Source organism: Hoylesella marshii DSM 16973 = JCM 13450, from assembly GCF_000146675.1.
Lineage (GTDB): Bacteria > Bacteroidota > Bacteroidia > Bacteroidales > Bacteroidaceae > Prevotella > Prevotella marshii.
Map to the genome: position 1 here is coordinate 666,662 of NZ_GL397214.1, position 14,152 is coordinate 680,813.

Annotated in this window: 10 protein-coding genes and 1 pseudogene; 3 read left to right on the forward strand and 8 right to left on the reverse strand. The window is 46.4% G+C overall.

Annotated features, from left to right (window positions below):
* Positions 1–345: 345 nt before the first annotated feature.
* The 7 genes and pseudogenes from HMPREF0658_RS02860 to HMPREF0658_RS02890 all read right to left on the reverse strand — a co-directional run bounded on the left by HMPREF0658_RS02860 (position 346) and on the right by HMPREF0658_RS02890 (position 7,074).
* The gene (locus tag HMPREF0658_RS02860; RefSeq protein ID WP_006948422.1) at positions 346–1,140 is read right to left on the reverse strand and encodes a hypothetical protein; all 795 of its coding nucleotides are present in this window, start codon (positions 1,138–1,140) and stop codon (positions 346–348) included.
* A 14-nt stretch (positions 1,141–1,154) separates the two neighbouring features.
* On the reverse strand, positions 1,155–1,961 hold the full coding sequence (locus HMPREF0658_RS02865) for a tRNA threonylcarbamoyladenosine dehydratase (protein ID WP_036883571.1): 807 nt from the start codon (positions 1,959–1,961) through the stop codon (positions 1,155–1,157).
* A 37-nt stretch (positions 1,962–1,998) separates the two neighbouring features.
* Positions 1,999–2,769: a tRNA (guanosine(46)-N7)-methyltransferase TrmB gene (gene trmB / locus HMPREF0658_RS02870; protein WP_006948424.1), complete on the reverse strand. Its 771-nt coding sequence runs from the start codon at positions 2,767–2,769 to the stop codon at positions 1,999–2,001.
* 19 nt (positions 2,770–2,788) lie between these two features.
* Positions 2,789–3,814, reverse strand: a pseudogene (locus HMPREF0658_RS02875) (branched-chain amino acid aminotransferase); the annotation flags it as partial.
* A gap of 111 nt (positions 3,815–3,925) precedes the next feature.
* A complete protein-coding gene (xseB, locus tag HMPREF0658_RS02880) occupies positions 3,926–4,120 on the reverse strand; it encodes an exodeoxyribonuclease VII small subunit (RefSeq protein ID WP_006948426.1) in 195 nt (64 codons plus the stop codon).
* A 12-nt stretch (positions 4,121–4,132) separates the two neighbouring features.
* Entirely contained in the window at positions 4,133–5,428 is a 1,296-nt protein-coding gene (gene xseA, locus HMPREF0658_RS02885; RefSeq protein ID WP_006948427.1) for an exodeoxyribonuclease VII large subunit, read from the reverse strand.
* 95 nt (positions 5,429–5,523) lie between these two features.
* Positions 5,524–7,074 carry a ComEC/Rec2 family competence protein gene (locus HMPREF0658_RS02890; RefSeq protein WP_006948428.1) on the reverse strand — a complete coding sequence of 517 codons (1,551 nt, stop codon included), beginning with the start codon at positions 7,072–7,074 and terminating at the stop codon, positions 5,524–5,526.
* Positions 7,075–7,227: 153 nt separating this feature from the next.
* Between HMPREF0658_RS02890 and HMPREF0658_RS02895 the strand changes: the two genes are divergently transcribed.
* The 3 genes from HMPREF0658_RS02895 (at position 7,228) to HMPREF0658_RS02905 (ending at position 11,609) form a co-directional block, all read left to right on the forward strand.
* Positions 7,228–9,018: a M6 family metalloprotease domain-containing protein gene (locus tag HMPREF0658_RS02895; protein ID WP_006948429.1), complete on the forward strand. Its 1,791-nt coding sequence runs from the start codon at positions 7,228–7,230 to the stop codon at positions 9,016–9,018.
* Between the two features lie 182 nt (positions 9,019–9,200).
* Positions 9,201–9,809 (forward strand): ribosome biogenesis GTP-binding protein YihA/YsxC, encoded by a 609-nt coding sequence (yihA, locus tag HMPREF0658_RS02900; RefSeq protein ID WP_006948430.1) that lies wholly within the window; start codon positions 9,201–9,203, stop codon positions 9,807–9,809.
* Between the two features lie 15 nt (positions 9,810–9,824).
* Positions 9,825–11,609 (forward strand): ABC-F family ATP-binding cassette domain-containing protein, encoded by a 1,785-nt coding sequence (locus HMPREF0658_RS02905; protein ID WP_006948431.1) that lies wholly within the window; start codon positions 9,825–9,827, stop codon positions 11,607–11,609.
* Positions 11,610–11,710: 101 nt separating this feature from the next.
* On the opposite strand, the gene HMPREF0658_RS02910 is transcribed toward HMPREF0658_RS02905, so the two are convergent.
* A complete protein-coding gene (locus HMPREF0658_RS02910) occupies positions 11,711–13,174 on the reverse strand; it encodes a DNA recombination protein RmuC (RefSeq protein WP_006948432.1) in 1,464 nt (487 codons plus the stop codon).
* Between the last annotated feature and the right edge of the window lie 978 nt (positions 13,175–14,152).

Below are 14,152 nucleotides of genomic sequence, written 5' to 3' on the forward strand. Positions count from 1 at the left end.
TTATCTTTGCAGTGTGTTTTTCATGGTATTAGATTATTAAGGTTAATAAAGATTGATTGTCGTGAGACAATCAATTTTTTTATGCCCGTACTTCATCATCATCCTTTTCTTTTTCTAACTAAGCCAACAGTTAACCCCCAATCGGTCATGATGCCGCTTATCTACCCTTTCACTATGGGTGACATGGCTCCCTGTCATCTTTTATTCACTTGTCGGCATCTTCTCTTCCGCCCTTTCTCGGCATAGCCCGCTACACCTACGACAAGACAACAAACAATCTGAACGACAATCAAACAAAATCTGTACAGGACTTCATGACCGATTTGGGTTAAATCCATACTTATTTTAGCTATTCTCTAAGGCTTCTAAGACTTTACGAGGAGCAGACCCGAATAGCCTTCGGGCTTCCACAGCTGCCTGTTCACCTTTTAGTTGTTTGCTTTTTAGCACATTCAGCAGAATTGTGGTCTTGTCTTTGTAGGCATATTCCTTGCCTAAACCTCCCGTCACGGCACGCAAAAGCAACTGACGGAAGTAAGGGTTGCTGTCTCCCAAGCCTACACGCGAGGAGAACATTACCTCAGAAGCTCCTCGTGGGTCGACCTCGGAATTGATAGGAAAAAGTATCGTACACCCTTCAATGAGTGGAAAAACTTTGGACATCTCGAACGAACCATGACGGGATGAGGTAAAGAAAGCGGGGGCTATAAGGTGCGTTTGCTCATTGATACGTCGCACAAGTGCTGTCAATACATTGTTAGGGCCAAAGACTTTCTCACCGTCATCGAACACTGCACTGCGAATCAAAGTGCTATAATAGAAGGAATCCGAAGGTGAAAGACATACACCAAGACAAACTCTATTGTCCATCTTATATTTCTTTTCTGCCGTGCGAACTGTTCGATGCACATAGAACTCACCGTAGTGGTTACATTGCAGTTCGTTGTCATGCACATAACTATCTTCAAACACTCCTGCACGATACAGATAACATTCTGCTTCAAGAGGATAGAATGTAATGCCGCAAACAGTCAATTGGTAATCAGTAAGTAAGTATTTCACACTTTCCTGAAGTACTTTTACTATTTTTTCCTTATCTGTCATCGTTTCCAATGACTGCATCATACTTTTCAAATTCATTTCTTTTCCTTTCTTTAAGTTGACCTTTCATTGTATTCTTTTTGCGAATTGGGACGTAACACTCCCGCTTTTCGCAATAAATCAAGTACCACTTCTCCTCCTATAATCAAACCGGCAGCAGCGGGAACGAAAGCTACACTGGCCGGAATTATGCGCTTCTTACCTCGCGATGAATCGTTCTCTTCGGCAATGGAAGTGTATTCGGTTGCTGACGTATCTATACCTTCTATGGGGCATAGCGGTTTTTCCTCGCTATATACACACTTCAACCGAGGGATACCCTCTTTGCGCAACCTCTTCCGAATCACTTTTGCCAGCGGGTCGATATCCGTCTTGTAGATGTCGGCTACTTTAAAAGCGGTGGTATCCAACTTATTCGCCGCTCCCATACTGCAAATGATTGGCACTTGCAAACGATGACAACGACGTATCAGTTCTATCTTTGCCGTGACGGTATCAATGCAATCCACGACGTAATGATATTGCGAAAGATCAATATCATCGGCATTTTCGGGTAGATAAAACATACGATAGGTATTTACAGCACATTGGGGATTAATGTCTTGTACGCGCTGTTTCGCTACCTCCACCTTTGGCTTTCCTACCGTACTGTGCAAGGCGTAGAGTTGCCGGTTGATATTGGACGCACACACGCAATCATCGTCGAAGAGGTCGAGTGCTCCCACCCCACTGCGTGCCAACACCTCTACCGCGTAACTGCCTACGCCACCTAATCCGAAAATCGCTATGTGGGCGTTTTTCAATACCCCGATGGCAGCATCGCCTAACAACAATTCCGTGCGTGAAAAAGGATGCTCCATAACTTTCGTTTTCAATTTGTCAGCAACGTAGTTGTTTTCATTTCGCATTGACCAGACCACTCCTTTTGTTACGATGATAGCTGCGATACTCATCGAGCGGTATCTCTACATCGGGTTCGGAAAGCTCCCCCGTATGCGGAAGTCGGAACTTCATGTATTTAATAGGAATACCCCGCTCCATCCATTGGCTTTCGTAATATGTCTTAATAGAAAGGATTTGATGGGTATCTGTGTCTCCGATCTCCGTGTGATAAAGGTCTTCCGTTTTGAAAAGAAGCGGTAGATGGTTGTGCGATACCATACAGTCAGTATAAGTAAAAAGGAAGTTGGAATCAGTCTTCAGATGGATAACACCCCCATCAACGAGAAATTTTCGGTAGCGATTCATGAAATAGGTACTTGTCAAACGTTTCCGCGGGTGTTTCATCTGCGGGTCACTGAACGTAAGCCACAGTTCTTCTACCTCGTTGTTGCCAAAGAAACGGTCAATAATTTCTATATTTGTACGCAGAAAGGCCACGTTTTTCAGTTCCTCGCGGATAGCCTGCGTAGCACCTGTCCACATTCTCGACCCTTTAATATCTATACCGATAAAGTTTATTTCGGGATAGAGCTTGGCCAATTCCACAGTATATTCACCCTTACCACATCCTAATTCGAGCACAATAGGATGATTGTTCTTGAAATACTCCGTACACCATTTCCCTTTCATTTCAAAAGAAGTTTGCTCTATTACCGAATAAGGAAACTGAAAAACGTTGTTGTACGTTTCCATATCTGCAAACTTCTGCAACTTCCCCTTGCTCATATTCGTATCTTTTTACGGGTCATTCCACCACAACAGACGTCCATCCGTGACAGTCTTCAGCAATGCCGTACTGTATGTCGAGCAAACCTCTGTAGAGTCGGGTGCTCACATGTCCCGGCTTTCCGTCTTTGCTAAAAGTATATCGTTTACCGGTTTCGAGGTCATCAATATATGAAATCGGACTGATAACGGCTGCTGTTCCACAAGCACCAGCCTCATCGAACGTATCGAGTTCCTCTACTTTGATGGGTCTTCTCTCTACGTTCATGCCGAAATCTCGAGCAAGTTGTATGAGACTTTTGTTAGTGATGCTGGGCAGAATAGACGAGGATTCAGGCGTTATATATGTATTATTCTTAATACCGAAGAAGTTTGCAGCCCCACATTCATCAATATATTTCTTCTCTTTTGCATCGAGATAAAACTCACAGGTGTAGCCTTGTTCATGTGCCTTGCTATTGGCTCGCAAGCTCGCAGCATAGTTTCCACCCACTTTAAAGCAGCCCGTTCCGAGTGGAGCAGCCCGATCACAGTCGCGGGTAATGACGTATGGATTGGCAGAAAAGCCGCCTTTGAAATAGGGGCCTACAGGAGTTACGAAGATAATGAACAGATATTCCGATGCCGGACGCACGCCCACTTGCGGACTGATGCCGATAAGCAGCGGACGAATATAGAGTGTTGCGCCACTCTCATACGTGGGAACATAGGCTTGATTCAGCCTTACCACCTTGCACACCATTTCTTTGAAGCGCTCGATACTTACCTCGGGCATCATGATGCCGTGACAAGTCGACTGCAAACGGGCGGCATTTTCATCCATCCGAAACACCCTTATTTTGCCGTCGGGGCAGCGATAGGCCTTCAACCCCTCGAAGGCTTCCTGTCCGTAGTGCAGACAGGTAGCTGCCATATGGATGTTCAGATGGTCGTCAGTACAGACTTCTATCTCGCCCCAATTACCATTTCTGTAGTAACAACGCACATTGTAATCCGTCGGGAAATACCCGAAGGACAGTGCTGCCCAATCTAAATCTTTCATGAGATGTTCCGTTTTCGTGTACGATTAATTATAAATCAATGCAAAAGTAACAATAAAAATACGAATGGACGAGAGTTTCCCGTGAAATGACTGTTCATCTCTGCTTTTGATATGTTATTCTTCCTGTTGCAGGATGGCTTTGATTTCTTTATCCGTCTTAGTCAGTTTGTCTTTGCAGAGCTTGATGAGTTGCTGTGCTGTTTTCAACTCCTTGCTCATCGAGTCGATATCTAAATCTCCGTCTTCCATTTGTTTTACAATGGTTTCCAACTGTCTGACAGCCTCTTCATATTTGATTTCTTTCTTCATATTTCTTTCTTTTTATTCTACAACTGATTCAATTACGCCCTTTGCCAACCGTGTTTTTATTTTATCACCGCAATGCAGTTGTGCGGCATCTTTCACCACCTTTCCATTGTGCAGCGTCATACTGTAGCCACGTTGCAAAAGCATGGAAGGGTCGAGAGCTATCGCTTTTTCTGCAAGAAGTTCAATACGATGGTTCTCATGCATCAGTCTGTGCTCGGCAAGGGGCAGCAAACGCAGCCAAAGAGTTTGCAAATGCTGACTGTTTGCCGAGAAATAGGCATGCGCAAGAGTTGCTATCCGCTGGTGGAGACTGTCTAACAATGCTTCCTCACGTGTTCTTACAAGTGAAAAAAGCATTGGGATATTGCTTGAAATACGGCCTAATCGCAATCTTTCGGCCTCCATTTTCCGTGTCACAGCTCTCACTACAACCCGCTTACACTCATCTATCTGCTCATCAACTCTTTGCAATCGGTCTATCAGAAAGGCTGCTGCGGCTGTAGGAGTTTTGACACTCGTATGCGAAACCATATCGAGAATACTTTCATCTCTGTCATGTCCGATACCGGTGATGACAGGCAAAGGGAAATTGGCTATGTTTTCAGCTAATAAAAGGGTATCAAATCCGGAAAGATCGCTGGTTGCTCCACCGCCTCGGATAATGACCACAACGTCGAAACGGTCGGCTTCGGCATTAATCGCATTAAGCGCAGAGATAATACTTGCTTCCACTCCTTCGCCCTGCATCACAGCGTCAAACAACTGAGGCTCAAATGCAAAACCATAAGCATTGTCTTTTAATTGGTTCAGAAAGTCGCCGTAGCCTGCCGCCGTTGAGCTTGAAATAACCGCTATGTGTTTAACGAACATAGGAATAGACAGTTCTTTATTCAAATCAAACACGCCTTCTTCCTTCAATCGACGTATGATTTCCTGTCGCTTGCGTGCCATATCGCCCATGGTAAACGTGGGGTCTATGTCTGAAACAATCCAAGAAAAGCCATATGCCTCATGAAATTGGGGGTAAACCCGCAGCAACAATTTCATACCGGCATGCAACGATTGCCCCGTTACTCGCATAAAATGGGTTGAAAGGGTTGACCAGACGTTACGCCAACACTTTGCCGATGCCTTAGCCACAGCCGTATGGCTCTGTTCGTCTTTTTCTATCAGCTCCATATAGCAGTGCCCTCTGTTCTCCCGAACTTCCGAAAGTTCGGCTTCCACCCAATATTCTTCCGGCATGGAAATTTCCAAAACCTCTTTTACGAGTGAGTTCAGTTCGTACAGCGACAGGGCTTTCTGCATTTTTCTATATCCTTTATATAGCGTTTTAGGTTTGCAAACTTACTGAAAAAAAACGACTTTCCACCCCTTTGTCTCTCTTTTTCTTACATTGCCAGCTAAGCATACCAAGGCACATCTCGCTTTGGCTGAAAAGGGCGCAGCGTGTAGCGGCATAACAGACACACGCAGACGATGAGCCAATATAGCATCGCCACCTGCCATACCGATAAGTTGATACCTTCTACAGAAGCGTAAGGAAGATGGGCAATGAAGTTTAACGATGTGTTCAAGGCATGGATAATTGCAGACATTACTTTCAGGAACAGCAGTCGGACAACCGACCATTGCCCCACTGTAAAGAACAGGAAAGATAAGTAAAGAATGGCTGTAGCCAGCGGAACGGCCACGAAATTGGTCAGCAGAAAATAGCAGGAGAAACGTCCAAAGTAATAGGCGATAAGCGGAGCGACACCTATCTGTGCAGTGAAAGAGACGAGCGTCATAGACCAAAGTGAAGCCACAAGGCGATGACAGGCGAGCCATTTTTCATCGAACAGTCGATAAAGAGGTTTGAAAAGAAGTGTGATGGACAGCATGGAACAGAACGACAGTTGGAAACCGGCATCGTAAAGAGCCAACGGATGACATACCAACATGATGCAAGCCGTAAACGACAAGACGTTCAGCGACATCTTCTCGCGATGACCAAGGGAAAAGAAGGCATAGACGGAGAGCATAACAGCTGCCCTGACCACTGAAGAAGACAGCCCTACGAGTAAGGCGTATGCCCATACGGACGTTAACAACAGCAGTATGCCGGCCATCCCCCGCCGTCTCAATCCCAACATGATGAACAGGGCATAGATAATGCCCAAATGCAACCCCGACAAGGCCAACACATGCGATGCGCCAGATATGGCATAGGTATCTTTGAGCTCTCGGGAAACGAAAGACTTGTCGCCCAATGTCATAGCGGCAACAATGGCATAGGCATCGCTGTCTAATCCTATGGTTTTATATTGCTTTAAAAGAGTTTGGCGATAAGCGAGTAGCACAATACGCGTACGTTCGAGGAGTGAAAGGGCACGCAAATCTACCACAGACTTTTCCCAATTGCGATAATAAATGAATGTTTCTGCTGTAAAACCGTGTGTTTTCATCCACATGCAATGATTGAAACGAGTTGTCGCAAAACGATTTTCCGGTTGATGGAACTTCGATAATGCCGTGATACCATCTCCCACATTCAGACGCAGGTAACGCCTTTTCAAACTGTCTTTCAGTAACCATGCCTTTGCTTTCAACGGCCTTTCATTCAGTCCTTTCACGACTACCATGTCGAATTGTACGGTCTTTCCCCGTTCCACAGGTTGACTGGTGATTACTGCTTCATACACCTTTTCATCTTCAGGAAGATTGACCGACAGTCTGCTCTCTTCCAAACAAACGAGCAATATGCCAAGAACAAATGTAGCGAACAGCAACATTACACTTTGAAAAATAAACTTTCTTACCAGAAAAACAGCAGTCAGTATCCCTATGAGCGTTGCATACAGGCCGATAATCGGAATACAACCGGCCGACGATTCACCCGCAACAATACCGAGAATCAGTGCTATTGCTACGCGGAAAAACGGGAAGAGCTGTATTCGACCATTGGTTTTCATGTTATTATCAAGGTGTTATATACCATTGCAAACATACAAAAAATAGCTCAAAGTCCTTTAGTATATGAATAAATAATCGTACTTTTGCATCATATTCTAATAAAAATTAAGGTGACCGCACTTAGGTCATATTCATCCAATGAACAATAAACGATGAAAAAATTACTACTTTTTTTTGCCCTATTGGCCGTTTCTGTAAGCGTGAAAGCAGCCAAAGCCCAATCGGGAACAGTAACAGTGAAACAGAGTGACGGCAGTTTGATTCGTGTGATACTTCATGGCGACGAGCATTTCAGCTATTCCACCACAGATGACGGCGTGCTTCTTGTACAGGAGGGAAATAGCTATTATATAGCAAAAGTAAAGCAAGACGGCACATTGGCCTCTACTGCTATTCTCGCACATGACACCCAGACAAGGAACGCAGAAGAGGTTTTAGCCATAGAAAAGCAAGACAAATCACGTTTCTATGCCTACATGGACAGCATGGCAGAACGTTTTTTAAGTACGAGAGCTGTGCCCGCAGCCAATCCTCCCTTGTTTCCTCACACGGGTTCACCGAAAGCCATCGTCATTTTGGTAGAGTTTCAGGATGTGCCTTTCACACTGACGAACCCGAGAAAATCATTTTATCAATACCTAAACGGTGAGGGAAAACCTGTGAACTACGGTCACAATGAAGACAGGAATCACGGTAGCGTAAAACAGTACTTCACCGATATGAGTTTCGGCACTTACACCCCGCAGTTTGATGTCTATGGACCGGTGAAACTGTCGCAGCCTTTAAAGCACTATGGAGGAGACGTTGGCGGAGTAAAAGACGTGAATGTGAGAGACATGGTGACAGAGGCATGCACACTGATGGACGACAGTTTGGACTTCAGTCGCTATGATTCAAACCACGATGGCTATGCCGATTTGGTATATCTCATATACAGTGGCTATTCGCAAAGCATCAACGGCAATTCCACCGACTGCATCTGGCCGAAAGTTTTCTCTGTTCCCGAACGTATCTACGATGGTGTCAAAGTGGCAAGAGCCGGTTTGAATAACGAGCTGATAGGTTTTCCGGGAGCTTTTAAGAAAAGCCCGCTCCAACGCATCAACGGCATCGGACTGTTTTGCCACGAGTTTTCTCACTGCATGGGTCTGCCCGACTTCTACCCCACTTACGCACCCGCACGGGGCGATAACCAAGGTATGGAGGACTGGAGTCTGATGGATGGCGGCGAATACGTAAACAACGGATATACGCCGACAGCCTATACGGCATGGGAAAGAGAGGCATTCGACTGGATGAGTGTCGAGACCTTAAGCGAAACAACGAATGCTATCAACATACAACCGATAGACAAAGGAGGGAAAGCCTACAGAATCGTAAACGACAACGATGCTTCCGGCAACGAATACTTCATGATGGAGAACATACAGCAGACGGGTTGGAACGAAAAGCAAAGAGGCCATGGATTGCTGATTTACCATGTGAACTACGACTCATATCTATTTTCCCTTACAGCCAATGCTGTGAACAACATAAAAGGAAAACCACGAATGACCGTGGTGCCGGCAGACGGTTTGTTGAACTCTTCTTACGTAGAGACAAACCGAGACAAACTCTTTGCGCAATACAAGGGCGACCCTTTCCCCGGAACAAGCGGCATACATACTTTCAATGACGCAATGAATTTGCCTAATATCAAACCATATCACGGTTCAAAATGGGATAAATCATTAACCGGTATCACAGAGGACACGCATTCAGGGCTTGTTACATTCAACTTCATTAAGGGCACACCGACAGCCATCGACATGCCTACAACGGGAAACGACGTTGAGAACGACCGCCGCATCTTTACCCTCGACGGACGCTATATGGGAACGGATATCACCCGATTGCCCAAAGGCATTTATATCAGAAACAAGGAGAAGATCGTAATTCCCTGACCTTGCGAAAAGCGGGAGAGGGGCAATGAAGAAACAGCTTGTAAGCCCCTCGGAAATAACGGCAGACAGGCATTTACAAAAGAGCATAGCTTTTACGGTGTGAAAGCTATGTTTTCATCGTCTCAAAGCTATGCTTTCACGACGTAAGAGCTTACCTTTTACAAAACAACATCATTACGGCAATGGAAATAAAGAAATCGGAATTTGTGATAAGTAGCCCCACCGTGCAGAAATGTCCGGCAGATACGAAACCTGAATATGCCTTTATCGGACGGTCGAACGTGGGGAAATCGAGCCTTATCAACATGCTCTGCAACCATAAGAACTTAGCCAAGACATCGGCAACACCGGGTAAAACACTGCTCATCAACCACTTTATTATCAACAATGAGTGGTATCTCGTAGACTTGCCGGGCTACGGCTATGCCAAACGTTCTAAGACCGTACAGCAGCAACTCTCGCGGATGATTACATCATATATCCTGCAACGCAAACAGTTGATAAACGTATTTGTATTGATAGACATACGTCACGAGGCACAACAGAATGACCGCGAATTTATAGATTGGTTGGGAGAAAGCAGCATTCCCTTTGCCATTGTGTTTACAAAGGCCGACAAACTCGGAGCGGTGAAAGCCAGACAGAACGTTGAAGCCTATATGAACGCACTGAAAGACCGATGGGAAGAACTGCCGCCCTATTTCATTACAAGTGCGGAAAAACGCACGGGCAGGGATGAATTGCTCAACTATATCGACGACATCAACCGCTCGCTGGACGAATCGCGCTGACCTCGCATTGGGCTTATGGCAAACTCTATTCCTTATTTAGACGTGCAAAATCTGTCGAAATCGTTTGGCGACAGAGTTTTATTCCATCGTATCAACTTTTCGATAGCCGAGGGGCAATGTGTCGGTCTTATAGCAGAAAACGGCATGGGGAAATCTACTTTGCTTTCGATACTGACCGACAGAGAGGGGAAAGACGAGGGAGAAATCGTGTACAAGCGTGATTTGAAAGTGGGATATTTGGTACAGTCGCCCGAATTTGACCCCGAGGAATCTGTGCTCGACGCATGTTTCAACCATCAGGGAGAGGCGGAGAAAGTGGTGAAAGCCAAACAAATACTGACACAACTCAAAATTACCGACCTCTCGCAACCTATGGGGCAATTGAGCGGCGGACAGCAGAAACGAGTGGCACTTGCAAATGTGTTGCTCACCGAGCCGGACTTCTTGATACTCGATGAACCGACCAATCATCTCGATTTGAATATGATAGAATGGTTGGAAGGCTTTCTCAGTCGTGGAAACAGGACGTTGCTCATGGTTACTCACGACCGCTTCTTCCTCGACAGAGTATGCAACGTCATCTTGGAACTCGACAATCAAACCATCTACACCTATCGGGGCAATTACGCTTACTATCTGGAAAAACGGCAGGAACGTATGGACAGCGCAAGAGCCGAGCTGCAACGCGCCAATCAGCTCTATCGAAAGGAATTGGAATGGATGAGGCGGCAACCGCAGGCACGCGGACACAAAGCACGCTATCGCGAAGAGGCATTCCGCGACTTGGAACTCATCGCCAAACAGAGAATAGAGGAGCGGCAGGTCAGGCTGAAAGCGTCTAACGTGTATATCGGCAACAAAATATTCGAATGTCAGTACATCTCGAAAGCATGGAACGCAGAAAAGGTGATTCTCAAGGATTTCTACTACAACTTCGCTCGCTATGAAAAGATGGGTATTGTGGGAGACAATGGCACGGGAAAGACCACTTTCATCAGACTGCTTCTTGGACTGGAAAAACCCGATAGCGGACGCTTCGACATCGGAGAGACGGTGAAGTTCGGCTATTTCTCACAGGAAGGACTGCATTTTGACGAAAGTCAGAAAGTGATAGACGTGGCGCGCAACATTGCTGAATACATAGATTTGGGCGGCGGAAGAAAGATGACGGCCTCGCAATTCCTGCAATACTTCCTCTTCACACCGGAAGAACAACATAACTATGTGTATAAACTAAGCGGCGGCGAGAAAAGGAAACTCTATCTCTGCACCGTGCTGATGAGGAATCCGAACTTTCTGGTTTTAGACGAACCGACCAACGACCTCGACATCAAAACACTGCAAGTATTGGAAGAATATTTGGCCGACTTCCCCGGATGTGTCATCATCGTGAGCCACGACCGTTACTTCATGGACAAAGTCGTAGACCATTTGCTCGTGTTCAAAGGCAACGGCAAGGTGAAAGACTTTCCCGGAAATTACACGCAATACAGAGCTTGGAACTCCCTGCAAAGCAAAGAAGAGACACCGACTACTGCGCCTAAGCCACAAGAGCAAAAAGCCGTTTACCGCAACGACACGAAAAGGAAGAAGACGTATAAGGAGAAATGCGAGTTTGAAAGGCTCGACAAAGAGATTGCCATCCTCGAAGAAGAACGGAAGAAGATTGAAGATGCATTGTGCAGCGGCAATCTGTCTGTGGAAGAACTCACGGCAAAAAGCAAACGACTGCCTGAGCTGCAACGCGAATTAGACGAAAAGAGCATGCGATGGTTGGAACTCTCCGAGATAGAGGGATAAACCATGAAACAAGCAGAAAAGCAAGAAAGAAAGTCATCATCGGGATTCTGTGGAGCCAAAATCAATAAGTGTCAAGCCACTGATATTCCACGAATCAAAGCTTATTCCAATTCCGGCTCGGCCGAGGGAATGGGCAGATTCGTGTTTTCTTTCACGCCGAGTTCTTTCAGTTCATTGGCTTTCTGCACAATGCTTTGTCGGCCGGTATAGGCTTTTTTATAAGCCTCATCGTAGTCTCTACTTAAGTTTTCAATGCCTTTCCCTACTTTGTCGAAACGGCAAACGAAATCGCCCACGCGCTTCAAGAGTTCTTCGGCCATGAGAAAGACGCGCTTCTGGTTCTCTGTCTGCGAATGCTGACGCCATGCAATCTCTATCATGCGGAGAATGGCAAAGAGATTCTGCGTGCCGGTAATAAAGACTTTCTGCTCGAAAGCCTCGTTCCATAGCTTCGGTTCGTGGGTCAATGCCAATTGTAATGCAGCATCATTGGGCACGAACATGATAACAAAGTCTATCGCGCGGCGAGGCTTCACGATATAACTGCTGTAATCTTTGCTCACCAACTCTCTCACATGACCGCGCAAACTCTGTATATGGGCTTTCAAATGCTGCTTTTTCTGCAGCTCATCGGTAGCTTCCATGTAGTCGGAATAGGCCTTGATGGAGACCTTGGCGTCAATCACCACATCTTCGTTGTTGGGGTAATGCAACACCACATCGGGGCGCATCCGCTTACCGGAATCAGCATTGGTCACCGTGCGACCGCGCTCGTCGATAATGGTATCTTGCACATCGTAATTTACCCCACGTACCAACCCCTGTGCGTCGAGTAGCTCGCTGAGAATCATCTCGCCCCAGTCGCCCGTCTGCTTGTTGTCTCCGCGCAGAACGTTGGTCAGATTTGTGGCCGTCTTGTCCATCTTCTGCGTCTGCTCAAGCATGAGTTTCAACTGTTCCGAAAGAGAGGTCGTGTTCTTCACCGATGTGTTATTACTGCTTTCGATAGCCTGTTGGAGTTGCGTCAGATTGTCTTTCAGCGGACGCGTAATGTGCTCCATGCTTTCGGTATTTTCGTTTTTCAAGCGTTCCGATGTTTTATCAAGCACCCGTGTGGCTAAGTTCGAGAATTGCTCCTGCACGGTTTTCAACTGCTCGGCAAACTGTTCTTGCCTCATCCTCGCCTCTTTCTCTCCCTGCGCCGCAAGCAATTTCAGCTCGTTCTCCATACTTTCGCACCGCGCATGCAAATCTTTATTCTCTTGCCGCAGCGTTTTCAGTTCGGCAGAAGCCTTGTCCGTCTCATCCCGCAGAATGCTAAGTTCTGTACCCTTCTTCTCGTCGGCGATGGCCAACTCCGTCTTTTCCTGTTGCAAACGGTCGCGGTCTTTCGTTGCCTTGTCCATCTCTGCCGCCATCTGCCCCACCCTTTCACGTTCCTGTTCCAAGGCCTGCTTTGTAAGCATGGCATCGCTCTCCACGCTTTTATACTTGCTGCTAACCCACAATCCCCCGATTGCCATGCCTGCAGCAAGTCCTATCAGAATATAAAGAATCATCGTCATAATGTATGGATAAAAGTTGCAAACAAAGGTAACAATAAAATGCGAAACAGGCACAAAGATTCCCGATTATCGTCATCAGGCAGACCATAAAACAAAGCGAGTGGTACGCGTCATCGCGATGCGTACCACTCTTTGTGTGTAATCAAGTAATTTATACGTGAGTTCGGGATAAGGTTATTGGGATTATAAGCTCCGAAGGAGCGATGGACTACAGGCAGGGGTAAGCGGTAGCGCAACCCCTGTATGAAAGCGTCCCCCCATCAAAACTCCGGAGGAGTGACGGAACGATAACGGATATGCTACTGTTCCATCGCCCCTTTGGGGCTTTTTCTTTTTGCGCATGTTTGTCAGGGGTTATACACCCCTGCCTGTATTCTGTCACCTCTCCGAGGTTTTCCCTTGCAAAGGTTGTCCTAAGAAGCTCCGAAGGAGCGATGGACTACAGGCAGGGGTAAGCGGTAGCGCAACCCCTGTATGAAAGCATCCCCCCCATCAAAACTCCGGAGGAGTGACGGAACGATAACGGATATGCTACTGTTCCATCGCCCCTTTGGGGCTTTTTCTTTTTGCGCATGTTTGTCAGGGGCTTCACCCCTGCCTGTATTCTGTCACCTCTCCGAGGTTTCCTTTTACAAAGGCATCGTCCTAAGAGGTGGAGACCCCACCTGATGTCCACAGCGCTTACCTTTCTATCAATAAAAAAGCGAGTGGTACGCGTCATCGCGACGCGTACCACTCTTCGTGTGTAATAAAGCAATTTACAATCAAGCAATTTTTATATAAAGGTATTTCTTATACTTCCTGCACGACCGGCGGCGGGGCTTGCTCTTCCCGTCCCATGGAAAGAGATTTTCAAAGCGGAGCCGTGCCGTTTACGGCTTTTTCTTTTTCACCTCGCGCTCGTAGGAAATATGGCGCATCCGCTCCTTAAACTCCACGCCAGGCGTGATAATCACGTGCGGTTTGATGCTTTCGGTA